Genomic DNA, 24272 nt, shown 5'->3' on the forward strand with positions numbered 1-24272 from the left:
AACGACACTGTCCGCCACGCCGCTTCGATTGAAGCGGCGCATGCCGTTTCAGGCGCCGCGCCCCGGCCGCCACCCCACTTCGCGCAACGCATCCAGCAAACGCGCCTGCCCCAGCCCTTCGACCCGCGCGCCGCGCGATTCGACGTCGTTCCCCGCGACGAGCGCATTCACGATCGCTTCCTCCACCGCTTCCGCCGCCGCGACGAACAGCGCGGAGATGTGGTCGTTGTTCACCATCTTCACGGCCGTCGTCGACACGCCCTTGCTGCCGTAGTTCGCGGCCGGCAGCCCGTCGTTGCCCGTCGCGAACGCCAGGAAGATGTCGCCGCTCGAATCCTCGGTGCCGCCGCCGACGCGGGCCAGCCCGACGCTCGCCCGCTGCGCGAGGCGCGTGCACTGATGCGGCAGCAGCGGCGCGTCGGTCGCGATCGTGACGACGATCGAACCCATCCCGGCCTCGCCTTGTGCATCGGGCGCGCGAAAAGGCGAATGCACGTGCCGCAACACCTCGCCGACCGGATAACCGGCCACGCGCAGCATCTCGCGCACGCCGTAGTTCGCCTGCACGAGCGCGCCGACCGTCCAGCCGCCCGCGTCGGCCGCGACCACGCGCGACGCGGTGCCGATGCCGCCCTTGAACTCGTGGCAGATCATCCCGGTGCCGCCGCCCACGCCGCCTTCGGCGACCGGCCCCGACCGCGCGGCGGCCAGCGCGCGCTGCACGTGCGCGGCGCTCACGTGCTGCCCCCAGATGTCGTTGAGCAGGCCGTCGTAGGTTTCCATCACGACCGGCATGCACCAGTACACGCGGCCGGCCGCCGCTTCGCGTTCGTTCGCGACCAGCGCATCGCGCACCGCGCCGACGCTGTGCGTGTTCGTGTAGGCGACGGGCGTCGTCAACAGGCCGGCTTCGCGGATCCATTCGAGCCCGGTCGCGTCGCCGTTGCCGTTCAGCACGTGTACGCCCGCGAAGCACGGCGAATCGTGCGCGGCGCCCGCGCGCGGCTCGATGACCGTGACGCCGGTGCGGATCGACGCATCGCCGTTCTCCACGTTCAGCGTGCAATGTCCGACCCGCACGCCCGGTACGTCCGTGATCGCGTTGAAGCGGCCCGGCGTGCCGAGTCCGATGCGGATGCCGAGATCCCTCGTGCGCATGATGCAATTCCTCCGTCTTTCGATGGTTCGGTGTTCGATATGGTCAGAGCGAGCGGAACGCATCGCTGTGGCGCGCCCAGACCGCATACATGACGAGCGCGGCCACCAGCAGCCCGCCGATGATGATCAGGTCGGTCGGCTTGGTCGCCGTCGCCAGTGTCGTGTAAAGCGTGTACGCGGCGCCCGCGACCGCGACGAGCGGCGTCACGGGCCACAGCGGCATCCGGTAGTGATGCTCGACGTCGCGCCGCACGAGGCGGCTCGCCAGCGCGGCCAGCCCGACGACGAGGTAGATCAGCAGCAGCAGGTCGACCGTGAACGCGGTCAGCTCGTCGAGGCTCGACACGAACACCAGCCCCGACGACGGCACCGCCAGCGCGAGCGTCGCGAGCCACGGCGACTCGAAGCGCGGATGGATCGTCGAGAACGCGCGGTTGCAGGTGCGCGACCAGAGCGCATGTCGGCCGCTGCTGTAAAGCAGGCGCCCCATCGTGATCACGATCGCGATGATCGCGTTGAACACCGACAGGAAGATCCCGCCGCTGACCACGCGCGACACCGCCGGGTTGCTCAGCGAACGCACGACATAGCCGATCGGGTCGGCGCTCTTCGTCAGCTCCGTCAGCGACGGCGCGCCGAGCACGATCGCGGTGAGCGGAATCAGTTCGACGACGAGGATCACCAGCAGCGAATAGATCACCGCCTTCGCGACGTTGCGGTTGCCGCCGCGCAGGTCTTCCGCGAGGTACGCGGCGGAGCCGAAGCCGTTGTAGCAGAAGATCGCCGTGCCGATCGCGGGCACGATCGCCGCGAGCGTGGCCGGCACCAGCGCATTGCCGCTCGCGACGACCGGCGCGATCAGCGCGTCGGCGCCGCGATGCGGGGAGCCGAAGCCGAGCCCCGCGATCAGCATCAGCACGCCGATCTCGACGACGAGGAACGCGCCCGTGATCCACGCGTTCGTCTTGATGTTCAGCATCCCGAGCACGTAACTCAGCAGGACGATCGTGAGCGCGACCGACTGGTTGCCGAAGTGCGTGCCGAGCGCGTTGTTCAGGTACGGCGCGGCGCCGCTCGCGAGCACGGCCGGGATGAACACGCTGACGGACAGCACCGTGATGAACGTCAGGTAGCCGGGCAGCGTGCCGAACACGCGCTTGGCCATCACGTATTCGCCGCCTGCGCTGCGATGCGCGGCACTGAGCTCCGCGTAGCAGAGCGCGAACGCGAGCGCGAGCACGCCGCCGAGCAGGAACGACAGCACCGCGCCGCTGCCGGCCTGCTGGATCGCGAACGGCGCGATCACGAAGATCGAGCTTGCGGGCGTCACGCCCGACACGGTGATCATCACCGCGTCGCGCACGCTGAGCGTCTGCGACAACGCGCGCGGCGCGTCTTCCGTGGCAGGCGTCGCTTGCAGCGTGCCCGTCGATTCCGACATCATCGCCATTTCGTTCTCCTGTTGCTCCTACCCTGCACTTTTTTGAACACCCATACTCGGGCCCGATTGATTGCGTGGCAGTCTAGGAAGCCAAATTCAGGACCGCTATTCCCCCTTCGTGTTACACCCTTCGGTGGTGGTATGGATCGACTCTTCTCCGAAATCGCGATGCACCAGGCGCTTGGCCGCGCGATCGATCATCTGGGCCAGCCGCGCTTCTGGCGCTTCCTGGTGCTGCTGCTCAACGAGATGGTGCCGTTCGACAACGCGCTCGCGACCGCGATCGGCCGCGACGGCGTGCCGCTCGTGCTCGACGAATACGACACGGGCGGCTCCGACAGCGCGTCGCCGGTGCCGCTTTACCTCAATGGGTTATATCTGCTCGACCCGTTCCTGCAGGCCGCGCACGACGGACTTGCCGACGGCTGCTACCGGCTCGAGGAAGTCGCGCCCGACCTGTTTCGGCAGAGCGAGTATTTCCTGAGCTACTTCCGCGATGCGGTCGGCGACGACGAAATCCAGATCCTGCTGCGACCGAACCCCGACTTGCTGCTGTCGTTGTCGCTCGGCGCGTCGGCGCGCTTCGACGTCGAGCCGCTCGGCAAGCTGACGGCCGCGATGCCGTGGGTGCTCGCGACGATCCGGCAGCACTGGCGGCTGGTGGGCGATGCCGCGCGCGCGACGCCCGACGACGATCTCGGCGCGCGCGTCGAGCAGGCGCTCGCGCGCTTCGGCGCGGGCGTGCTGACCGATCGCGAGATGTCGATCGCAAGAATGGTGCTGCGCGGCAATTCGTCGAAGGCGATCGCGGAACGGCTGGCGATTTCACCCGAGACGGTGAAGGTGCATCGGCGCCATCTTTACGCGAAGCTCGGGATTTCGTCGCAGCCGGAGCTGTTTTCGCGGTTCATTCAGGCGTTGGGGGAGGATGCGGCGGGCTGAGCGCGACGCCGCCGCGTCACGACGGTCCGACCGCCGCCGCCCGCCGTGTCGGCGCGATCGCCAGGTGCAGCGCGCGCCCGGGCCGCAGCGTCACGTTCAGCGTCGCGCGCGGCACCGTCATGCCAGGCGGCACGGACAGTTCATGGCGCTGCAGGATCATGGCCGCCACCACCGTCATTTCCGTCATCGCCAGATGCTGCCCGAGGCATACGCGCGGCCCCGTGCCGAACGGCAGGTACGCGCCGCGCGGAATCGCCGGCGCGTCGTCGGCGAAGCGCTCGGGCCGGAATGCGTGCGGTTCCGGAAACCACCGCGCGTCGTGATGCATCAGCCGAATCGGCAGCATGAACAGCGTTCGCGCCGGAAACTGCCATGCGCCCAGCGCGACCGGCCGCGATGCGCGACGGCTGATCAGGATCGGTGCCGCCGGATACAGGCGCATCGTTTCCTCGAGCGTCTGTGTCAGATAGCGCAATGCGGCGCGCGTGTCGGCGGTCGGCGCGCGGCCGCCCAGCACGCGCACGACTTCGTCGCGCGCGGCGGCCTGCGCGGCCGGATTCGCGGCCATGTTCCACGCCCACCAGGTCAGCGTGGCCGCGGCCGTCTCGTGACCGGCCAGGAAGGCCGTCATGCACTCGTCGTGCACGGCTTGCAGCGGCCACGCGCGTGCGTCGGCGCGGTGCAGCCGCAACAGGCGCGACAGCAGATCGTCCGGCCAGCCGTGCTCCGGCATGTCAAGACGCGCATGCAGTTGGCGGTCGATCAATCCGTTCAGCACCGCCAGCGCCCTCGCCTTACCGCGCTTCGACGGCATCCAGTCCGGCGCGCTGGCCGGCTGGTAGAACTCGGCGTTCGCGGCCGCGCTGACCGTGCGCACGGCTGCCTCGGCCACGCGCGCGTCCGCGCCGATCGCATCCGAGAACATCGTGCGCATGATCACGTCCATCGCGAGCGACGTCAGCGCACTTTCGATCGGCCAGTGCGCGTCGTGCGCGGGCCACTGCGCGAGCGCATGACCGGCCGTCGCAGCGATCGACGGCACGAACGCCTGCACAGGTTTCGGCATGAAATTCGGCTGCAGCGCGTGCCGCTTGTCGCGCCATGCGTCGCCCTCTGCAATCAGCACGCTGTGCCCGTGAACCTGCGAGAACACGCGGATGCCGCGCTCCCAGCGCACGAACGCATCGTGATGCGTGACCAGCAACGCGCGCACGAGCGCCGGATCGGTCACGACCACCGCATGTTCGGGCCACATGCGCAGGTGCACGACGTCGCCGTGCGCGCGCTGCCAGCCCGCGAGCGCGCCGGGCAGGTCGCGCGACATCGCGCGCAGCAGCCGCCACCCCGTCAGGCCGGCACGCGGCCCCGGCGGCCATACGCCGGGCGGGTGAAGCGCGGGCGCCGCATCGGCGGCGTCCGCATGAAACGGGCATCGGGAAGAGGATCGTGTGTTCATGCGCCGGATTGTCCGGATCGACGCGCCGCCGGTCTTGAACGCAAACGACATCGACACGCGCGCCGCCGGTCCCTATACTCCGGCGTCATGCCCTTCGGTCCGTCTCCGACATTGCCGCCGTGTCCCGATCCGCTCGCGCGTGCGCCGCGCGTGCTGTGCGACGGCCGGTCGCCGCCCACCCGGCTGTATCAGCCGCCGGCTGCGCTGCAAGGCGCGGTCGTCGCGATCATCACGCGCGACACGCGCAGCTTCATGTTGAGCGACGCGCAGCGGCTCACGCATTTCCCCGCATCGCCGCTCGTCTGCCTGTCGTGGTATCGCGGCCTCGACGTCGGGCTCGTCCGGCGCACCGGCGACGGGCCCGTATGGCGGCCGTTCGGCGCATCGGCGACGCTGTCGGGCAGCCAGTCGATGCCGGTCGCGAGCTGGGCGCCGACGAGCGGACAAGGCGGCATCGTCTGCCTGCATGCCGATGCGGCACGCGCGCTGTTCGGCGTCGCGTTGCCGGCGATCCACGACACGTTCGTCGACGCGCATGCATGTCTCGACGACAGCTGGCGGCCGCTGCTCGATGCGCTCGCCGATGCCGAACACGACGACGACGCGCTGGCCGCGCTCGACCGCCACCTCGCGCCGCGCTGGCATGCGCTGCGCGGCAGCGTGTCGCCGCTGTCGTCGCTGCGCGATGCGGGGCGCAGCTGGGTCGGGCGTCTCGCGTCGAAAGCGCGCGAATGGCGGTACACCCACAGCCCGCGTCAGGTCGAACGGCGCATCAAGTCGTACAGCGGTCGCTCGATGCGCGACTGGCAAACGCTGGTGCGCACCGAAGGCGTGTTCTTCGCCGCACGCGACCGGCAGGACGCCGGGCAGCCGGTCGACTGGGCCGCGCTCGCGCTGGACGAGGGGTTCGCCGACCAGGCACACCTGAGCCGCGCGACGCGGCGCATCACGGGCTTCTCGCCGACCGAGTTCGTACGACGCTTCGCCGAGGACGAATCGTTCTGGATGTACCGCCTCTGGGTGTGACGGGCCGCGGCCCGTCACGCGTCAGCCGCCCGATTCGATGAACCCGCCCTCGGGCGCCTGGTGCGGCACGTACCAGCCGAAATACACCTCGGCCTCGACGATCCGGCCATCGCGGACACGCAACCGCTCCGCATTCCGGAACCGCCTGCCGGCTGTCGTGTCGGCTTCGTACACCACGAACACGTATTCGCCGTGCACGGCGACGTCGACGAACTCGAAACCGGCGAGCATCGCGCTATTCGGCCAGCAGCGCGCCAGATACGCGTCGCGGTCGAGCCGGTTGTCGAGCGGGCTCGTGAAATGGAAGTCCGGTGCGATCAGCGCTTCGATCGCGGCGCGGTCCTTGTCGACGTACGCGCGATAGCTGGCACGCGCAACGTCACCGGGGTCGTCTGTCATCGTCGTTACCTCCGCGAAGGACGGGGCCGACGCGACAGCCCGCGTCGCCCCGAGGCATCGATCAAACGCTTGCGGGCGGCACGACCGACCACGACCGCCCCCGCAGTCAGCGTTGCGCGCACGCCCGGCTCGATGCCATTCGCGAAAACCCGCACCGGGAGATCGGCGCGAGCGCCTGCGCGCGCCGATGCCGCGGTTGCCCGTTTCCGCACGCACGGGCATGATGTCCGCCAGCGTGCCGGCCGCGGCCGCCGGCTTCGGCGGTCGTCGGCGCCGCGATCGGCTTGCCGCCCATGCGCCGCCTCCGGCATCACTGAGCAATCCGCGTGCCGGCCCCGGCCGCCCACCTCACCGAGCCCATGTCACTACGCGCATTCCGAACGCTGGTCGCGATCGCCCGATACCGCACCTTCGCGCGCGCCGGCGAAGCGATCGGGCTCACGCAATCGGCCGTGAGCCTGCAGATCAAGACGCTCGAAAGCGAATACAACGTCCGGCTGTTCGACCGTTCGCGCCGCCAGCCGATACTCACCGAAGCCGGCAACATCCTCGTCGCACAGGCCGAGCAGGTGCTCGCGATGGTCGACCGGATTCCCGATGCGCTCAGCGACGAAAAAAAGCTCGTCGGCCGCCTGCGGATCGGCGCGATCCAGACCGCGCTGTCCGGCCCGCTGCCCGACGCGCTGCTCGCGCTGCGCGCCGCGCACCCGTCGTTGCGCGTGCACGTATCGGCCGGCATGTCGGCCGAACTGGCGAACCGCGTCGCGGCCGGCGAACTCGACGCCGCGATCACGACGCGCCCCGTGCGTCCGCATCCGGCGGAGCTGACGTGGACCACGCTGTACGAAGACCGCTTCTGGCTGCTCGCGCCGCCGCAGTATGCGGAGCGCGACGCGGGCACGCTGCTCGACGCGTTGCCGTTCATCCGCTTCGACGCACAGGCGTGGGCCGGCCGGATGATCGCCGCCGAGTTGCGCCGCATCGGCGTGCGCGTACGCGAGGAGATGGTGCTCGACAGCGCGGAGACGATCGCGCGGATGGTCGCGCGCGGGCTTGGCGCGGCGATCGTCGCGCTCCCCGACTCGACGCTCGCGCGGCTGCCGCCCGTCACGCGCTTGCCGTTCGGCCAGCCGCAGATGGGCCGCGAGGTCGTGCTGCTCGAACATCAGTCACGGCCGGCCGAGCGTTTCGCTCGTGCGCTGGCCGCCGAAGTCACCGCGTCATCGATGAGAATTTCTCATTGAACGCCCGATAATTAACCATTATTCCTGCTGCATCCGCGTGTTAACTTGGCGGCATCGTCACTCTTTCGATTGCGTGCCGCCATGTTGCCCGCCGGATGGATTCCCGCTTCGTTCCGCCGCTCCTCGCGCCTGCCGTCCGGCCCGTGTCGCCTGAAGGCGCGTCGATGATCGGCCCGATCCTGCTCGCGCTCGCGCCGGTCGCGCTGCTGGTCGCGCTCGGCCACGGCCTCCGGCGCACGGGCTTCATCGGCGATGCATTCTGGCCGCACGCCGAGCGGCTCTGCTACTACGTGCTGCTGCCGGCGCTGTTCGCGAACGGCCTCGCGAACGCGCGGCTGCAGGCACTGCCCGTCTTGCCGCTCGCGGCGGCGCTGGTCGGTTCGACCGTGCTCGTCGCGGCGCTTCTGCTGCTGGTCCGCCGCTTCGTTTCTGTGGACGGCGCCGGGTTCACGTCGGTGTTCCAGGGCGCGGTGCGCTTCAACAACTATGTCGGCACGGCACTCGCCGCCGGACTCTTCGGCGCGCACGGAATCGCGCTCGCGGCCGTGTGCGTCGCGGCGATCGTGCCGACCGTGAATTTGATGTGCGTGCTGGTGTTCGCGCGCTACGGCGACACGCGGCTCGGCGCGTGGGCGCTCGTGCGCCAGATCCTGTCGAATCCGCTGGTCGTCGGGTGCGCGCTGGGGATCGCGATGCAGGTCGCCGGCATCGCGTTTCCGGCCGCCGTCGAACCGGCCGTGCGCGCGCTCGGCGCCGCCTCGATGCCGCTCGGCCTGCTGTGCGTGGGCGCGGCGCTGAAGTTCGACGCGGCGCGCGAGTGGATGCAGCCGATGTGCATCGCGTCGGCGTTCAAGTTCATGGCGATGCCGCTCGCCACGCTCGCGGCCGGCCGCCTGTTCGGGCTCGGCGATGCCGCGCTGACCATCGCGCTGCTGTTCCAGGCGCTGCCGACGTCGTCCTCGTCGTACATCATGGCCCGCCAGCTCGGCGGCGACGCGCCGCTGATGGCCGGCATCACCGCGTTCCAGACGATCGCCGCCGCGCTTGCGATGCCGGCCGTGCTGACGGCGCTCGCGTCGGCGCCGGTATTTCGCTGACGGCACGGCATCGCGGCGCGTCGCTATCCGTCGTGAAAGCGCGCCGCCGGGGCCCGTTCGACCCGCGAAGGTTCGGGGACGGATGCCGAATCCCGCCGCACGCGCGCAACCGCCGCGTCGTTGCGCGAGACACACGCATCGCCGATGCGCCCCCCGTTCTTCTCGCAGCCCCGCCAAAAACCGCCTATGGTGAATGAAGCGGGTCCGTGCCTCCGCCATTCGACTTCACGTCGCTCGCACCGGCGGCCACGGCGCCGCGTTCCGGCACCATTCCCCGCAGTCGCGCGCACGCCCGGCCATGCGTGCGGCTGCGCCGCCCACCGGACCACAAGGAGGTAATCATGAAAGCCGTGCTGCTCGTCAGCTCCGCCGTGCTCGCCATGGCGTCCGTTTCGGCCTCGGCTCAAGGCTCGATCACCAAGGTCGAAAACGGCGCGCTCGTCGCGGCGAACGGCATGACCGTTTACGCATTCGACAAGGACAAGCCCAACGCCGGCACCAGCGCCTGCACGGGCCAATGCGAATCGATCTGGCCGCCTTACAAGGCCAGCGCGACCGACGTCCCGGTCGGCCCCTACACGATCGTCAAGCGCGACGACGGCAGCCCGCAATGGGCCTACAAGGGCAAGCCGCTGTATTTCTTCGCGAAGGACATGAAACAGGGCGACCGCAACGGCGACAACTTCAAGAACATGTGGCACGTGGTCGCGCCCTAAGCGTGCCTTCCCCGTCTTCAGTGTCGGCACGGCCGCCGCACGTGTGAAAAGGCCCGCCCCGGTCGTCGATCGGGGCGGGCCTGTGCGTCTTTACGCCGGCCGCATGGCGTCACGTCGCGGCCGGATCGCGCGTCAGCGGTTCGACGGGAAGCTGAACACCGTCCCTTCGCGCACGCCGGCCGACGGCCAGCGCTGCGTGATCGTCTTGCGCTTCGTGTAGAAACGCACCGCATCCGGGCCGTACGCGTGCAGGTCGCCGAACAGCGAGCGCTTCCAGCCGCCGAACGAGTGATACGCGACGGGCACCGGCAGCGGCACGTTGATGCCGACCATGCCGATCTGGATGTTGTCGCTGAAGTAGCGCGCCGCTTCGCCGTCGCGCGTGAACAGGCACGTGCCGTTGCCGTATTCGTGCGCGTCGATCAGCGCCATCGCCTCGTCGAGCGACTTCAGGCGGATCACGCCGAGCACCGGCCCGAAGATCTCGTGCTGATAGACCGGCATGCCGGGCTTCACGTTGTCGAACAGGCACGGGCCGAGGTAGTAGCCGCCGTCGTGGCCGTCGACCTTCACGCCGCGGCCGTCGACGACGAGCGTCGCGCCCGCTTCCACGCCCGCGTCGACGAAGCCCGTCACCTTCTCGAAATGCTGCTTCGTGACGAGCGGCCCCATGTCGACGCCCACACCGTTGCCCGGGCCGACCTTCATCTTCGCGATCTCGGCCTTCAGGCCGTCGATCACCTTGTCGCCCGTTTCGTCGCCGATCGCGACGACCAGCGGAATCGCCATGCAGCGCTCGCCGCACGAGCCGTACGCGGCGCCCATCAGCGCGTTCACCGCGTTGCCGATGTCGGCGTCGGGCATCACGACCGCGAAGTTCTTCGCGCCGCCGAGCGCCTGCACGCGCTTGCCGTGCGCGCAGCCGGTCGCGTAGATGTATTCGGCGATCGGCGTCGAGCCGACGAAGCTCACCGCCTTCACGCGCGGGTCGGTCAGGATCGTGTCGACCGCTTCCTTGTCGCCGTTCACGACGTTCAGCACGCCCGGAGGCAGGCCGGCCTCGAGCGCCAGCTCGGCCATGCGCAGCGTCGACGACGGCGTGCGCTCCGACGGCTTCAGCACGAACGTGTTGCCGCATGCGACGGCCATCGGCCACATCCACAGCGGTACCATCACCGGGAAGTTGAACGGCGTGATGCCGGCCGCGACGCCGAGCGCCTGGAATTCGCTCCACGAATCGATCGCGGGGCCGACGTTCTTGCTGTGCTCGCCCTTCAGCAACTCGGGCACGTAGGTCGCGTATTCGACGTTCTCGATGCCGCGCTGCAATTCGCCCATCGCGTCGGCGAGCACCTTGCCGTGCTCGGCGGTGATCAGCGCGCACAGCTCGTCCGCATGCTCCTCGAGCAGCGTCTTGAAGCGGCTCATCACGCGCGCGCGCTTCAGCGGCGGCGTGTTGCGCCACGCCGGGAATGCGGCCTGCGCGGACGCAATCGCCGCTTCGACGGTCAGCTTGTCGGCGAGCGCGACGCTCTTGTGCGATTCGCCGGTGGCCGGGTCGAACACCGGCTGGACGCGGCTGCCGCCGTCGACGCGCTTGCCGTCGATCAGATGGCCGACGGTGGAGGTCACATTGCTGTCGTGTTTCATGGTTCTGGCTCTGTCGTGAATTCGGTTGTCGCGCGGCACGGGCCGCGCTCAGTTCACTTCGTTCAGCGCGTCGGACAGCGCGTTCACGAGGTTGTCGATCTCGCGCTTCTCCGAGATGAACGGCGGCGCGAGCTGGATCGTGTCGCCGCCGTAGCGCACGTAGAAACCCTTCGCCCAGCAGCGCATCGCGATCTCGTACGGGCGCCGTGCCGGCTCGCCCGGCAGCGCCGCGATCGTCAGGCCCGCCGCCAGCCCATAGTTGCGGATGTCCGTGATATGGCGCTGGCCCTTCAGCCCGTGCACAGCCGCCTCGAAATACGGCGCGAGATCCCGCACGCGGGCCACCGCGTCTTCCTTCACCAGCAGGTCGAGCGCCGCGACGCCGGCTGCGCACGCGACCGGGTGCGCCGAATACGTGTAGCCGTGCGGGAACTCGAGCATGTACTCGGGGCCGCCCGCGGCCATGAACGTGTCGTAGATTTCCTTCGTCGCGATCACGCCGCCGAGCGGCTGCACGCCGTTGGTCACCTGTTTCGCGAAGTTCATGATGTCCGGCACCACGCCGAACGCGTCGGCGCCCGTCATCGCGCCGGCACGGCCGAAGCCCGTGATGACTTCGTCGAAGATCAGCAGGATGTCGTGCGCGGTGCAGATGTCGCGCAGGCGCTTCAGATAGCCCTTCGGCGGCACGACCACGCCCGCCGAACCCGAGAACGGCTCGACGATCACGGCCGCGATGTTCGATGCGTCGTGCAGCGCGATCAGGTCGAGCAGGCGGTCGGCCAGATCGGCGCCATGCTCGGGCATGCCGCGCGAGAACCGGTTTTCGGCGAGCTGCGTGTGCGGCAGGAAGTCGGCGTCGATCCCCTGGCCGAACAGCTTGCGGTTCGGTCCGATCCCGCCGACCGAGATGCCGCCGAAGTTCACGCCGTGATAACCCTTTTCGCGGCCGATCAGGCGCGTCTTCGTGCCCTTGCCCTTGGCGCGCCAGTACGCGCGGGCCATCTTCAGCGACGTGTCGGCCGCTTCCGAGCCCGAGCCCGTGAAGAATACGTAGTCGAGGCCGGCCGGCGTCAGGTCCTTGATCTTGTTCGCGAGCTCGAACGACTTCGGATGACCGAACTGGAACGCCGGCGCGTAGTCGAGCTGCGCGACCTGGCGGCTCACGGCTTCCGTGATTTCCGTGCGGCCGTGACCGAGGCCCGTGCACCACAGGCCCGACAGGCCGTCGAAGATCTTGCGGCCTTCGCCATCCGTGAAATACGCGTCCTTGGCCGACACGATCATGCGCGGATCGGACTTGAACTGGCGGTTCGCCGTGAACGGCATCCAGTGGGCGTCGAGCCAGGCGGCGTCGGTGCGGAGGTTCGTCTCGTCCTGCTGGCTGGCGGTGATCGTGTCGGTCATGTCGGTCGGCGCGGCGCGCCCCTCCTTCTTGTGATGATGTTGCGCATTGTCGGGAGGCCAATTAGTCTCTTCAATATCGCAATATCAATGTTCACTTGCGCAACTATGCAAGCAAAGAAACCGAAGAGCCGCGCGCTGCTCGGGCAGCTCAGCGACATGGATCTGCGGCTGCTGCGGGTCTTCAAGGGCGTCGTGCAGTGCGGCGGGATGGCGGCGGCCGAACTCGAGCTGAATATCGGCATCTCGACGATCAGTCGGCACGTGAAGGATCTGGAAACGCGCCTCGGCCTCGTGCTGTGCCGGCGCGGCCGAGCGGGCTTCACGCTGACCGCAGAGGGGCAGACGGTATACGAGGAAACCTTGCGACTGCTCGCGTCAATGGAGGCATTTCGCAGCAGGATCGACGGCATTCATGACAAGATGGGCGGAGAACTGCACGTCGCCGTATTCGACAAGACCGCCACCAACCCGAACGCACGGCTCGGCGACGCGATCCGCCAGTTCACGGACGAAGCGCCCGACGTCGCGCTGAACCTGCATGTCGCGTCGATCAACGAGGTCGAGCGCGGGATCATCGACGGCAGCTATCAGGTCGGGATCATCCCCGCGCACCGCAGCTCGGGCAGCCTCGTGTATTCGGAACTGTTCGACGAACGGATGCTGCTGTACTGCGGCCGCCAGCATCCGCTCTTTGACGCGCCGCACGGCAAGCTCACGTGGACGACGATCCGCAACCACGCGTTCGCCGGCCTCGGCTTTCATTCGCCGAACATGGAGCTGAGCCATCGCGCGAAGCTCACGCGCAGCGCGACGGCATCGGACCAGGAATCGATCGCGACGCTGATCCTGTCCGGCCGCTATCTCGGCTTCCTGCCCGACCATTACGCGGAGAGCTTCGAAAACAAGGGGCTGATGCAACCGATCGCGCCGCACCGCTTCAACTATCGGTGCCGGTTCGTGAGCCTGCTGCGGCGCTCGCCGCGACCGACACGGGCGGCGCTGCTGTTCCAGTCGTGCCTCGACGCGGCGCATGCGGTGGCGCGGCCGGGCGGCGACGGCAGCGACGCGTAGCCACGTTCAGGTTTCGCTGGCGGCGCCGTCCGACCAGAGGCTGCGGCCCGATCCGGCTCTGCGATAATGCGCACTTCCCGTTTCCGCTCGCCCCCCGCCATGACGCAGCCGTCCGCCCCGCTCCCGACCGACCTGCCGCCGATTTCGTGCCTGCCCGGCGACGCGCTGCCATGGCTGCCGATGAGCGCCGACCTGCCGGGGCTCGCGATCAAGTATCTGCATATCAATGCGGCGGAAGACACGCTGACCGCGCTGCTGAAGATGCCGGCCGGCGGCACGCTGCCGCGCCATCGCCACGACGGCGAGGTCTTCGTCCATACGCTGCAGGGTGCGTGGCGCTACCGCGAATACGAGTGGATCGCGCAGGCCGGCTCGACGGTGCTCGAACCGGCCGGGTCGGTGCATACGCCGGAAACGCTCGGCGCGCCCGGCGACGACGTGATCACGCTCAACGTGATGCGCGGCGATCTGGTGCTGCTCGACGACGACGGCCGCGAAACCGCGCGCGAGAATTGCCGCGTCGCGCTGCTGCGCCAGCGCAAGCATGCGCGCACCGCGCCGCACGATGCGGCGCCGTTTGTCACACGGTAATCACGCGGTAATCGCACGGCAAGACGGGCGACATCGTCGCGTCACGATCCGCACGGCGCATGCACTCGCCAACACGCACATGAATGACCGCCGGCGCACTTCGTCACCCAAGCCGCCCCCGGCGGCATTAGCGAAAACGCCGGAAAAATCGGCGAATATCGTCGGCCAGCAGTTCCGGCTCCTCCATCGCGGCGAAATGGCCGCCGCTCGGCATGTCGGTCCACTGCACGACGTCGAACACCCGTTCGACCCAACTGCGCGGCGGACGGCTGATTTCCTTCGGAAACCGCGCAAACGCGACGGGCGCCGCCACGCGCTGCCCGGCCGCGAAGCGCATCGGCTGCAGCCGGTTTTCCCAATACATCTGCATTGACGAGCCGATGCAGCCGGTGAACCAGTAGAGCGAGATACCGGTCAGCAGCGTGTCGTGCGAAAACCGCTTGGCGACGTCGCCATCGCAATCGCTCCACGTGCGGAATTTCTCGGCGATCCATGCCGCCAGCCCGGCCGGCGAATCGTTGAGCGCGACGGCCAGCGTCTGCGGCTTCGTCATGTGCACGTGCGCGTATCCGCCCTCCAGCGCGACCCACTCTCCGCGCTGCGTCACGAAGGCGCGTTCGTCTTCGGTCAGCGGGGAAGCCGCGTCGGTCGGCGGCTCGTAGTTGCCGGGCAGATAGTTCAGATGGATGCCGTTCACCACGTCGGCATGTCGCGCGCCGAGCGCAATCGACACGCCCGCGCCGAGATCGCCGCCTTGCGCGCCGAAGCGGCGATATCCGAGCCCGGACATCAACGTCGCCCAGCGGTCGGCGACCTGAAATGCCGACATGCCGGGTGCCGCGGGCGCGGGCGAGAACGCGAAGCCGGGAAGCGACGGCGCGACCACGTCGAACGCGTCGTGCGGATCGCCGCCGAACGCGGCCGGATCGCACAGGCGATCGATCAGCGCGTCGAATTCGAGTACGGAGCCCGGCCAGCCGTGCGTGATGACGAGCGGATACGGCTTCGGCCCCACCCCACGCCGATGGATGAAATGCACACGCTGCCCGCCTGCGTCCGCGACGAACTGCGGCTGCCGGTTCAGCGCACGCTCCGCCGCACGCCAGTCGAAGCGCTCGCTCCAGTATGCAACCAGTTCGTGCAGCCATGCGCCATCCACCCCCTGCTGCCACGGCGCGGCGGGTGTCAGCACCGGTGTGCGCGTGTCGCGCAGGCGCCGATGCAGGTCATCGAGCGCGTGATCGGGAATCGCAATGCTGAACGGGGCGGCGTGCATGGTGTCTCCTCGCGAGGAATGCCGGAGATTCTGCGCGATTTTTCCGACCCGCGCTGGCGGCGCGCCCGCGAGCGTCAGCCCGTTTCGCGCGTATCCGCCCGCGCGTCGCGCCGCACGGCCTGCGGCGGCACGCCGAAGCCGCGCACGAACGCATCGCGCAGGTGGCGCCGGTCGCGGAAACCGTTCTCCTTCGCGATCACATCGAGCGAATGCCGGCTCTGCTCGATCATCAGCCGCGCGGCTTCCAGCCGCAGCCGCTCGATCGCCTTCGCCGGCGACTGCCCGGTTTCGAGCGTAAACACGCGGCTGAACTGGCGCGGACTCAGGTGGACGGCGTCGGCCAGTTCCTCGACGGTCAGCGCGCGGCCGAGATTCCGCCGCGCATAGTTGAGCGCGTTCTGGATCCGGTCCGATTTCGGCGCGAGGTCCAGCATTTCCGAATGCTGCGACTGTCCGCCCGCACGGCGCTGGTGCATCACGAGCTTGTGCGCGACCGAGCGCGCGGTGTCCGCGCCGAGATCCTTCTCCACCATCGCGAGCGCCAGGTCGAGGCCGGCCGTCATCCCGGCGGACGTCCAGATCGGGCCGTCGACGATGTAGATCCGGTCCTCCTCGACACGAATGTCCGGAAACTGCTGCTGCATGCCGCGTCCGTACGCCCAGTGCGTCGTCGCGCGGCGCTGCGCGAGCAGCCCGGCCTCGGCGAGCACGAACGCGCCCGTGCAGATGCCGGCGATCCGCCGCGCGCGCGCGTTCGCGCGCCGCAGGAACGCGACGACGCCGGCCGGCGCCGGCGACGCGAGCGGATCGTTGACGCCCGCGACGATCCACGTATCGACGTCGATCCGCCCGCGCAGCGCGCGCGTCGCGACCGGCAATCCGAGCGACGAACGCACGTCGCCGCCGTCGACGGAATAGTTGTCCATCACGTAGAACGGCTCGCCCGCGACCATGTTCGCGTACTCGAACACCGATTGCGCGGCGAGCGCCATGATCTGGAAGCCGTCGCTGATCAGAAAACCGATGCGGTGCATGCGTATCTCCAGTAGCGGGGCATGATCGTCACGACCAACCCGATGTCCGAAATCATACCCATCTACGTCATTTGTGTCGCCGCGATTCGAGGCCAGAATGCCTTCACGCACTCACCCTTTCCTCGACATGGAGCGACATCATGACTGAAGCACATCGCGGTACCGCCGTCATTACCGGCGCATCGTCCGGCATCGGCGCAATCTATGCGGACCGCCTCGCGCGCCGCGGCTACGACCTGATCCTGGTCGCGCGCAACCGCGACCGGCTGGCCACGCTCGCCGAGCGCATCACGAACGACACGCAGCGCAGCGTCGAGATCGTCGGCGCGGACCTCAACGACCGCGCGGCGCTCGCCGCCGTCGAGGCGAAGCTGAAGCAGGATGCGAGCATCACGCTGCTCGTCAACAACGCCGGCGTCGGCACGCACGCGCCGCTGCTCGACAGCGACGTCGACGCGATGACGCGGATGATCGACCTGAACGTGACCGCGCTCACGCGCCTGACCTATGCCGCCGTGCCCGGCTTCGTCGCACGCGGCCGCGGCGCCGTGATCAACATCTCGTCGATCGTCGCGCTGTCGCCGGAAACGCTCAACGGCGTCTACGGCGGCAGCAAGGCATTCGTGCTCGCGTTCAGCCAGTCGCTGCACCACGAACTCGCGGAACAAGGCGTGCAGGTGCAGGCCGTGCTGCCCGGCGCGACGGCGACCGAGTTCTGGCAAACCGGCGGCCTGCCGCTCGAACACCTGCCGAAGGAGATCGTGATGTCGGCGTCCGACCTCGTCGACGCGGCGCTGGTCGGCTTCGATCGCGGCGAACTCGTGACGATTCCGTCGCTGCACGCGGCCGGCGAATGGGATGCGTACGAGGCCGCGCGCCGCACGATGGCGCCGCACCTGTCGACGGATTCGCCGGCGCCGCGCTATGCGGTTGCGCGCTAGTCGCGCAGTACCCGCGTCGCGCCCGTGCTGTCCGGGCGCGACGCTTCCGAATCGAAGCGCGCCGACGGCGCTTGCGCCACCGCAGCCGTCGACGCCGCGACGCATTCCGGACCCTCGGCACGGCCGGCGCGTTCGTCGTTTTCGCCTAAGCCGGCACGCAGCGCGTGGCGGCGTCCGACGGAACGCGGCACACCACGCTGCCTGCCGTGCACTTCCCGCCGCATGTCGAGCGCGCCTCGGCGCCCGACCGCCGATTCATCACACCCGAGGCGAGTGGGCGCCCGCTCGACGCGCCGCACGTCGTCGCGGCCTGCGAACTGATTGCGGCCGACGGCAGCGACGCTCGCGCTTGCGGTCCGGGCGCCGCCGCGATCACGATCAGCGCCCGGCCGTGGTTCAGGCCCGCCGCGCGGGTTCGCCCTTCACGCCGAGCATCAGCGCGGCGCCGCTCAGCGCGAGCAGCGCGGCCAGCAGATACACGGCGAGATCCATGCTGCCGGTGCGCGTGCGGATCAGCCCGATCACCCACGGGCTGACGATGCCGCTCGTGATCCCGATGCTGCTGATCAGCGCGATCCCGGCCGCGGCCGCGTTGCCTGACAGATAGCGGGTCGGCACGGCCCAGAAGATCGGCAGCGCGGCGAAGATCAGCGTCGCCGCGATCGACAGGCACGCGAGCATCGCCGCGAAGCTGTGCAGGTGCAGCGTCAGCGCCGCGAGTGCGAGCCCGCCGCCGATCGTGCAGCACGCGAAGTGCTTGCGGCGCTCGCCGGTGCGATCCGAGCGGCGCGCGATCAGGATCAGCCCCACCGCGCCGACCGCGTTCGGCACGACCGTGTAGAGGCTCACGGCCACGACGTCGGTCACGCCGAAATCGCGGATCATCAGCGGCATCCAGAAATTGAGCGTCAGCGACGCGCAGGTCAGCGAGAAGTAGATGAACGCGAACAGATAGACGCGCGGGTTCGCGAGCGCGGCCATCAGGCTGCGTGTGTCGTGCGCGCCATGCGCACGGCCGTCGCCGCACAGCGCGGCGACGCGCGCCTTTTCGTCGGACGTGAGCCACGCGGCGTCCTGCGGCCGGTCGACCAGATACGTGAACGCGAAGCACGCGAGCACGATCGCCGGCGCACCTTCGATCGCGAACATCCATTGCCAGCCGTGCAGCCCGAGCACGCCGCTCATGTCGCGCATGATCCAGCCCGACATCAGGCCGCCGAGCACGCCGGCCACCGCGACGCCCGCGAAGAACACCGAGATCGCCGCCGCACGGCGGTTCGCCGGAAACCAGTAGGTCAGGTACAGCACGATGCCGGGAAAGAAGCCGGCCTCGAACACGCCGAGCAGGAAGCGCAGCACGTAGAAATGCGACGGCTGCGACACGAACATCATCCCGGTCGACGCGATGCCCCACAGCAGCATGATCCGCGTGAACGTGCGGCGAGCGCCGAAGCGCGCGAGCAGCAGGTTGCTCGGCACCTCGCAGAAGACGTAGCCGACGTAGAACACCGCGGCGCCGAGGCCGTACATCGCATCGCTGAAGCCGAGGTCGTGCTTCATCTGCAACTGCGCGAAACCGATGTTGATGCGGTCGAGAAACGACACGACGTAGCAGAGGAACAGGAACGGCACGATCCGCCATGCGATCTTGCGGAACAGCAGCGCGTCGCCGGCGTCCGACGCCGGTGTGGATTCATATGCGGAAGCCGACGCCGCAACACTCGCGTGCGCGATCGTCGCTTCGGCGGGAAGCGATTGGGGCATGTCTCTCTCCAAACGGGCCGCGCGATTCGAGCGCGCAGCAGTCTCCGAGGGCGTACGTGCGCCCTGCTTTCTTGTGAGACCGGAAGCCGGCGCCCCGACCCGCGGCCCAATGCCGCCGTCGTTCAGGCGCCGTCAGAAAAACGGCGGGACGCCCGCCTGGACGCCGCGCCGCGGTGAGCCGCTCAGTCCTGCAGCGCGTCCCACATTTCCTTGTCGCGCCGCGCGGTCCAGATGCGCGGATGCGTGATGCCGCTCGCCTCGTCGAACGCGCGCGACACGTCGAACGGCAGACAGTGCTCGTAGATGAATACGTGGCCGAACTTCGGATCCATCGCTTCGCGCGTGAGCGCCATCGACGCCTTCAGGTCGAGCTTGCGCTCGACGGCCTTGCGGCCCTGCGCGAGCAGCGTCGTCACGAAATCCTTCGTGTAGTCGAGGCCCTTCTCGACCTCGGCCGGATTCAGCAACGCGGGGCCGCGGCCCGGCACGAGCTTTTCCGCGCCGAGCGCGCGCAGCGCCTCGAGCGTGGCCGGCCATTGTTCGAGCTGCGCGTCGCCGCAATAGCAGGCCGCGTCGTATTCGACCAGGTCGCCGGAAAACAGCACCTTCTGCGACGGCAGCCAGACAATCGTGTCGCCCTTCGTGTGGCCCGAGCCGACGTGCATGATCTTCACTTCGAGCTTGCCGAGGAACAGCGTGATCTCCCGCTCGAACACGAGCGTCGGCCAGGTCAGGCCCGGCACCGTCTCGACGCCCGCGAACAGGCGCGGAAAGCGCTCGATCTCCGACTTCATGTCGGCCTCGCCGCGCTCGACGATCATCTCGTACGTGCCGCGGCTCGCGATCACGTGCTGCGCGCCTTCGGCGAAATACGCGGACGCGCCGAGCACGCGCACCGCGTGGTAATGCGACAGCACGACGTGCTTGATCGGCTTGTCGGTCACGCTGCGGATCTTCGCGATCAGGTCCTGCGCCATCGCGGGCGTCGCGGTCGTGTCGACGATCAGCACGCTGTCGTCGCCGATGATCACGCCCGAGTTCGGGTCGCCTTCGGCGGTGTACGCGTACGCGTTCTCGGACAGCTGCGTCCAGGTGACTTTCTTCTCTTCCAGATCGGCTTGGGAGGCGAATGCTTTGGCCATGTTGCGTTCCGTGGCTGCGAGCCATGTGTTGAGGGGAGTGAGCGGATCATCTGCCCGCGTCGATTATTTGTCAATGACAAATGTACTTGCTATTGTCTAATGCGGGTAAACCTGCGGGCTGGCGCATCAAATGGCGTCGGATACCATGCGGGGTTTCGTCAACGGAAGAATCATCGCGTGCAGAACCACGAAGTCAGCGCGGACGACGCGCCGCCCAAGGCGCAGCGCGGAATCCAGAGCGTCGAGGTCGGCGGCCGGCTGCTCGACGCGCTCGCGCGCCGGCGCAAGCCGCTCGGGCTGTCGGAGCTGGCGGCCGCGGCCGAGCTGTCGACCGCGCAGGCGCACACCTATCTCGTCAGCCTGACGCGGCTCGCGCTCGTGAAACGCGACGCGCTCACGGGCAACTACGAGCCGGGGCCGCTGTCGCTGCGGCTCGGGCTGATGTCGATCGAACGCCAGCCGGCCTATCGCGCGGCGCTGCCGCACGCGGCGCGGCTCGCGGAAGCGGTCGGCCTGAGCGTGGCGCTGTCGGTGCCGGGCGTGCTCGGGCCCACGATCGTGCGCATCGAGCACGGCGGCTATCCGCTGCACGTGAACCTGCACGTCGGATCGGTGATGTCGCTCGACACGACGGCGACCGGCCGCGTGTTCCGCGCGTTCGGCGACCCCGCGCAGCTCGACGCGATGGCGGCCAGCCAAGCCGGCGCCGGCGACACGCTCGCCGGCGCGGAAGGCGTCCAGCCCACCTCCGACGCCGGCGCGTGGCAGGCCGAACTCGACGCGATCCGCGCGCGCGGGATCGAGCGCGGCGTGGACCGGCCGAGCCCCGGCGTCAGCGCGATGTGCGTGCCGGTGCTGGACGCGGACGGACGCCTGCAACTCGCGTTGACGGTGATCGGCTCGACCGGATCGATCGATGTCGGCTGGGACGGCCCGATCGCCGCGGCGCTGCGCGATGCGGCGCGGCAAGCCACCGCGTCGCTCGGCGCGGGACGCGATGCCCCGCCGGTCGCGCCGGGCATGCCCCCGGCCACGCAGCGCATGCCGCCCGCGCTCGCCGACGATACGAAAGCGCAGCGCGGCATCAACGCGCTCGACAGCACGGGCGAACTGCTGCTGGCGCTCGTGTCGGCGGGCCGTGCGCTGCCGCTGCGCGACCTCGCGACGGCGGCCGGTATGCCGGCCGCGAAGGCGTTTCCGCATCTGGTGAGCCTGCAGAAGATCGGCCTGCTGAGCCGCGACGACGCCGGCTGCTTCGGCGGCGGGCCGCTCGCCCAGGCGCTCGGCCTGATCGCGATGCAGCGCGTGTCGCCGACGCGCGATGCGGAAACCGAGATCGTCGCGCTGGCGGCCGCGACCGACATGAGCGTGGCCGCCGCGACGCTCGGGCCGCTCGGGCCGACCGTGATCCGCCTCGAGGAATCCGCGCGGCCGCAGCACGTGAGCCTGCAGGTCGGCACCGTGATGTCGCTCGTAAATACCGCGATCGGGCGGATCTTCGCGGCGGGCATGTCCGACGACGTGCTGGCCGGCCTGCTGGCCGACGAGCCGGTACGCCTCGCCGGCCGCGCGACGCAGGTCGACGACGCGCTCCGCGCGCGGCTCGCGACGATCCGCGCGGACGCGCTCGATTTCGCGTTCGATGCGCCGGTGCCGGGCATCGGGACGATCGCCGCGCCCGTGTTCGATCACACCGGCAGCATCCGGCTCGTGATCGCGATCATCGGCTCGTCGCGCGGCTTCCCGCGCGGGCCGGACAGCGAACTCGCGCATGCGCTGCGCGCCGCGACGCGCCGCCTGTCGTGGCGCTTCGGATGGATCGGCGAGTAGGCACCGCCCGCTGCCGCACACTTTCTCCGCGCCTGACTTCCCCCTTCCGCCCGTCAATGCAAGGCCGTGCTCGCCACGGCCTCGTCACGCCCGTCCGCCACGCGGAAGCCGGTGCAATTCATGTTGCGCAGCAGCAACAGAAATTGTCAGTAATTCTCATATAACGAAATCGCATTTCACAGCGCGGTGACGTTCCTCTATGATTAGGGTTATCCCTAACTCGCCACCTACATGGGGCTTCGTCATGCAAACGTCTAATGTCTCCGATCGTTCCACCCAATCCGCTGGCTGGCTCGCACGTGTTGGCGAGCTGCTTGCAGAAGCATGGGCACTGCACCTCGAGAACTGCGAAGTCATCGCTGAAGCGCACGCACGCCTGCCGCGCTGAGCGCAGCGTCACATCATCCGTCTGACCCGCCTGCCGGGACGCGCGCCGTCAGGCCGCCGCGCCCGGCATCGGCGTGGCGGATGAACGCCGCAAAAGCCGACGGAAGATTCATCCGTTTTCCGGCCCCGCAGGCATTTCCCGCCTGTTTCCGGCTCCGGGCCGCGCCCACTCGACGCGACAGCCCGATTGCCGCTCCTCTTCGGCACACCCGCGAATCTCGTCGTCACGACGATCCGCGTGCCGTCTCCCCCTGTCGTCACACCTGAATCGACGGCACGTCTTTCATGCACCGCAGCGCGAACATCGAGCGGCTGTGGCGGATGCTCGAAATCCTGTACAGCTTCTCGCGCAAGAAGCGCTCGTAGCCGGCCGTGCCGTCCACGGCGACCTTGATCCAGTAGTCGTATTCGCCCGACACGAGGTAGGCCTCGAGCACTTCGGGCAGCGCCGCGAGTTCGGCGCCGAAACGCGCGAGCGCGTCGTCCTCGTGGCGATCGAGCGTGACTTCGAGGATCACGATGTCCGCGTAGCCGAGCATGCGCTGGTTGACCAGGGCGACGTAGCCGTCGATGTAACCGTCGAGCTCGAGCTGCCGCGTGCGGTTCCAGCATGCGGTGGTCGACATGCCGATCTGTTCGGCCAGTTCGGCATTCGACAGACGCGCATTTTTTTGCAGTGCACCGAGGATCTTGCGGTCCTGGTTGTCGAGGGTTTTGGGCGTGCGTTCGCGGGTAGCCATGATGGAAAGAATCTTCTACTGAAAATCGGCATTCTATCTGAACAGGATTCCGGTTTCGGGTGCGTTTTGCTGGAAAACAGGAAGCCTTTTAACCGGCCCGCTTGATACATTTTCTCCATGCCTGTTGTCCGGCACGCTCCCCGCGACAACCCCTTCGCACCGGGACGCCCGGCCGCAATCACGAGTTGCGGCGCCGGACACGCAGGCATGCAGTGTCCCGCCTCCCGCGCGCCTATCCGGCTGCACGGGCCGGCGCCTGATCCATCGTTTTCCGCACATCCCGTCATGTCGTTCAGGCTTTATCTGTCGTTCCTCGCTGCGTCCGCCGTCCTCGTCTACGCCCCCGGCCCCGTCAACCTCCTCACGATGAACCAGGCATTGCGCACCGGCTGGCGCCGCGCGCTGCCGTGCGTATGGGGCGGCACGCTCGCCGTGCTGCTGCAGCTCGCGCTGACCGCGCTGTGCCTGAATTCGCTGGTCCGTCTCGACGAGCACGCGCTGAACGTGCTGCGCTGGGCCGGCGCCGCCTACCTCGTGTGGCTCGGCTGCAAACAATGGCTCGGCCGCGCGCCGATCGCCGCGCCCACCGCGTCGGCCCCGCCCGGCAGCACCACACCCGACGACAGCGAACGCGCGCTGTTCTGGCGCGGCGTCGCCACCTCCGGCCTGAATCCGAAGACGCTGCTGTTCTTTCCGTCGTTCTTTCCGCAGTTCATCGTTCCGAGCGCGGACTGGAGCCTGAACGCGCAGTTCCTGCTGCTCGCGACGTCCTTCGCGCTGCTGTTCGCCGGCGGCGTCGCGTCGATGGCGCTCTTCTCGCACCGGCTGAGCCGTGCGCTGCAGCGTCCGGCGCGGATGCGCGCGATGAATCGCGTGACGGGCGGGCTGCTGGTCGGCATGGGCGCGATCATGGCCGGCTGGAACTGAGACCGGGCGGCCGCACGCGCGGGTGCCGGGCCC

The 24272-nt window shown here is 68.8% G+C and carries 21 protein-coding genes; 10 read left to right on the forward strand and 11 right to left on the reverse strand.

The window, feature by feature from the left end; all coding sequences use genetic code 11:
- Positions 1 to 48: 48 nt before the first annotated feature.
- Entirely contained in the window at positions 49 to 1158 is a 1110-nt protein-coding gene (locus tag ACV22V_RS20660) for a DmpA family aminopeptidase (RefSeq protein ID WP_448015356.1), read from the reverse strand.
- Between the two features lie 43 nt (positions 1159 to 1201).
- The gene (locus ACV22V_RS20665; RefSeq protein ID WP_059690025.1) at positions 1202 to 2608 is read right to left on the reverse strand and encodes an APC family permease; all 1407 of its coding nucleotides are present in this window, start codon (positions 2606 to 2608) and stop codon (positions 1202 to 1204) included.
- 132 nt (positions 2609 to 2740) lie between these two features.
- On the opposite strand from ACV22V_RS20665, the gene ACV22V_RS20670 reads away from it, so the two are divergent.
- Positions 2741 to 3541 carry a helix-turn-helix transcriptional regulator gene (locus ACV22V_RS20670; protein ID WP_059467907.1) on the forward strand — a complete coding sequence of 267 codons (801 nt, stop codon included), beginning with the start codon at positions 2741 to 2743 and terminating at the stop codon, positions 3539 to 3541.
- A gap of 16 nt (positions 3542 to 3557) precedes the next feature.
- On the opposite strand, the gene ACV22V_RS20675 is transcribed toward ACV22V_RS20670, so the two are convergent.
- On the reverse strand, positions 3558 to 4997 hold the full coding sequence (locus ACV22V_RS20675) for a cytochrome P450 (protein WP_448015359.1): 1440 nt from the start codon (positions 4995 to 4997) through the stop codon (positions 3558 to 3560).
- An 87-nt stretch (positions 4998 to 5084) separates the two neighbouring features.
- Here ACV22V_RS20675 and ACV22V_RS20680 point away from each other — a divergent pair, with 87 nt between their 5' ends.
- Positions 5085 to 6023 (forward strand): helix-turn-helix domain-containing protein, encoded by a 939-nt coding sequence (locus ACV22V_RS20680; protein WP_448015361.1) that lies wholly within the window; start codon positions 5085 to 5087, stop codon positions 6021 to 6023.
- Positions 6024 to 6044: 21 nt separating this feature from the next.
- Here the strand turns inward: ACV22V_RS20680 and ACV22V_RS20685 are convergent, their stop codons facing one another.
- Entirely contained in the window at positions 6045 to 6422 is a 378-nt protein-coding gene (locus ACV22V_RS20685; RefSeq protein WP_059700305.1) for a nuclear transport factor 2 family protein, read from the reverse strand.
- A 359-nt stretch (positions 6423 to 6781) separates the two neighbouring features.
- Between ACV22V_RS20685 and ACV22V_RS20690 the strand changes: the two genes are divergently transcribed.
- The 3 genes from ACV22V_RS20690 to ACV22V_RS20700 all read left to right on the forward strand — a co-directional run bounded on the left by ACV22V_RS20690 (position 6782) and on the right by ACV22V_RS20700 (position 9479).
- The gene (locus ACV22V_RS20690; protein ID WP_448015362.1) at positions 6782 to 7666 is read left to right on the forward strand and encodes a LysR substrate-binding domain-containing protein; all 885 of its coding nucleotides are present in this window, start codon (positions 6782 to 6784) and stop codon (positions 7664 to 7666) included.
- A 164-nt stretch (positions 7667 to 7830) separates the two neighbouring features.
- Complete coding sequence (locus ACV22V_RS20695) at positions 7831 to 8763, forward strand: AEC family transporter (protein ID WP_059525708.1); 933 nt, start codon at positions 7831 to 7833, stop codon at positions 8761 to 8763.
- 341 nt (positions 8764 to 9104) lie between these two features.
- Positions 9105 to 9479: a COG4315 family predicted lipoprotein gene (locus tag ACV22V_RS20700; RefSeq protein WP_059468071.1), complete on the forward strand. Its 375-nt coding sequence runs from the start codon at positions 9105 to 9107 to the stop codon at positions 9477 to 9479.
- Between the two features lie 132 nt (positions 9480 to 9611).
- On the opposite strand, the gene ACV22V_RS20705 is transcribed toward ACV22V_RS20700, so the two are convergent.
- Together ACV22V_RS20705 and ACV22V_RS20710 are read right to left on the reverse strand one after the other, a co-directional pair.
- On the reverse strand, positions 9612 to 11129 hold the full coding sequence (locus ACV22V_RS20705) for a CoA-acylating methylmalonate-semialdehyde dehydrogenase (protein WP_448015364.1): 1518 nt from the start codon (positions 11127 to 11129) through the stop codon (positions 9612 to 9614).
- 48 nt (positions 11130 to 11177) lie between these two features.
- Entirely contained in the window at positions 11178 to 12536 is a 1359-nt protein-coding gene (locus tag ACV22V_RS20710) for an aspartate aminotransferase family protein (RefSeq protein ID WP_059690022.1), read from the reverse strand.
- A 105-nt stretch (positions 12537 to 12641) separates the two neighbouring features.
- On the opposite strand from ACV22V_RS20710, the gene ACV22V_RS20715 reads away from it, so the two are divergent.
- Positions 12642 to 13607 carry a LysR family transcriptional regulator gene (locus ACV22V_RS20715; RefSeq protein ID WP_059690021.1) on the forward strand — a complete coding sequence of 322 codons (966 nt, stop codon included), beginning with the start codon at positions 12642 to 12644 and terminating at the stop codon, positions 13605 to 13607.
- Positions 13608 to 13706: 99 nt separating this feature from the next.
- Positions 13707 to 14198: a 2,4'-dihydroxyacetophenone dioxygenase family protein gene (locus tag ACV22V_RS20720; RefSeq protein ID WP_059450233.1), complete on the forward strand. Its 492-nt coding sequence runs from the start codon at positions 13707 to 13709 to the stop codon at positions 14196 to 14198.
- Positions 14199 to 14325: 127 nt separating this feature from the next.
- Here the strand turns inward: ACV22V_RS20720 and ACV22V_RS20725 are convergent, their stop codons facing one another.
- Both ACV22V_RS20725 and ACV22V_RS20730 read right to left on the reverse strand, forming a co-directional pair.
- Positions 14326 to 15474, reverse strand: coding sequence for an epoxide hydrolase family protein (locus ACV22V_RS20725; protein WP_448015366.1), 1149 nt, complete (start codon positions 15472 to 15474; stop codon positions 14326 to 14328).
- A gap of 74 nt (positions 15475 to 15548) precedes the next feature.
- Positions 15549 to 16508, reverse strand: coding sequence for a GlxA family transcriptional regulator (locus ACV22V_RS20730; RefSeq protein ID WP_448015367.1), 960 nt, complete (start codon positions 16506 to 16508; stop codon positions 15549 to 15551).
- A gap of 140 nt (positions 16509 to 16648) precedes the next feature.
- On the opposite strand from ACV22V_RS20730, the gene ACV22V_RS20735 reads away from it, so the two are divergent.
- Complete coding sequence (locus ACV22V_RS20735) at positions 16649 to 17449, forward strand: SDR family NAD(P)-dependent oxidoreductase (RefSeq protein WP_059525315.1); 801 nt, start codon at positions 16649 to 16651, stop codon at positions 17447 to 17449.
- A 396-nt stretch (positions 17450 to 17845) separates the two neighbouring features.
- Here the strand turns inward: ACV22V_RS20735 and ACV22V_RS20740 are convergent, their stop codons facing one another.
- Both ACV22V_RS20740 and ACV22V_RS20745 read right to left on the reverse strand, forming a co-directional pair.
- Positions 17846 to 19213, reverse strand: coding sequence for an MFS transporter (locus tag ACV22V_RS20740; RefSeq protein ID WP_448015369.1), 1368 nt, complete (start codon positions 19211 to 19213; stop codon positions 17846 to 17848).
- Positions 19214 to 19395: 182 nt separating this feature from the next.
- Entirely contained in the window at positions 19396 to 20355 is a 960-nt protein-coding gene (locus ACV22V_RS20745; protein WP_448015371.1) for an MBL fold metallo-hydrolase, read from the reverse strand.
- Between the two features lie 177 nt (positions 20356 to 20532).
- Between ACV22V_RS20745 and ACV22V_RS20750 the strand changes: the two genes are divergently transcribed.
- Positions 20533 to 22185, forward strand: a complete 1653-nt coding sequence (locus ACV22V_RS20750; RefSeq protein ID WP_448015372.1) for an IclR family transcriptional regulator — start codon at positions 20533 to 20535, stop codon at positions 22183 to 22185.
- 644 nt (positions 22186 to 22829) lie between these two features.
- Here the strand turns inward: ACV22V_RS20750 and ACV22V_RS20755 are convergent.
- A complete protein-coding gene (locus ACV22V_RS20755) occupies positions 22830 to 23312 on the reverse strand; it encodes an Lrp/AsnC family transcriptional regulator (protein ID WP_006755380.1) in 483 nt (160 codons plus the stop codon).
- Between the two features lie 285 nt (positions 23313 to 23597).
- Here ACV22V_RS20755 and ACV22V_RS20760 point away from each other — a divergent pair, with 285 nt between their 5' ends.
- Positions 23598 to 24239, forward strand: a complete 642-nt coding sequence (locus ACV22V_RS20760) for a LysE family translocator (protein WP_448015374.1) — start codon at positions 23598 to 23600, stop codon at positions 24237 to 24239.
- The last annotated feature ends 33 nt before the right edge of the window (positions 24240 to 24272 follow it).

The sequence above is a fragment of the Burkholderia sp. AW33-5 genome (assembly GCF_053427615.1).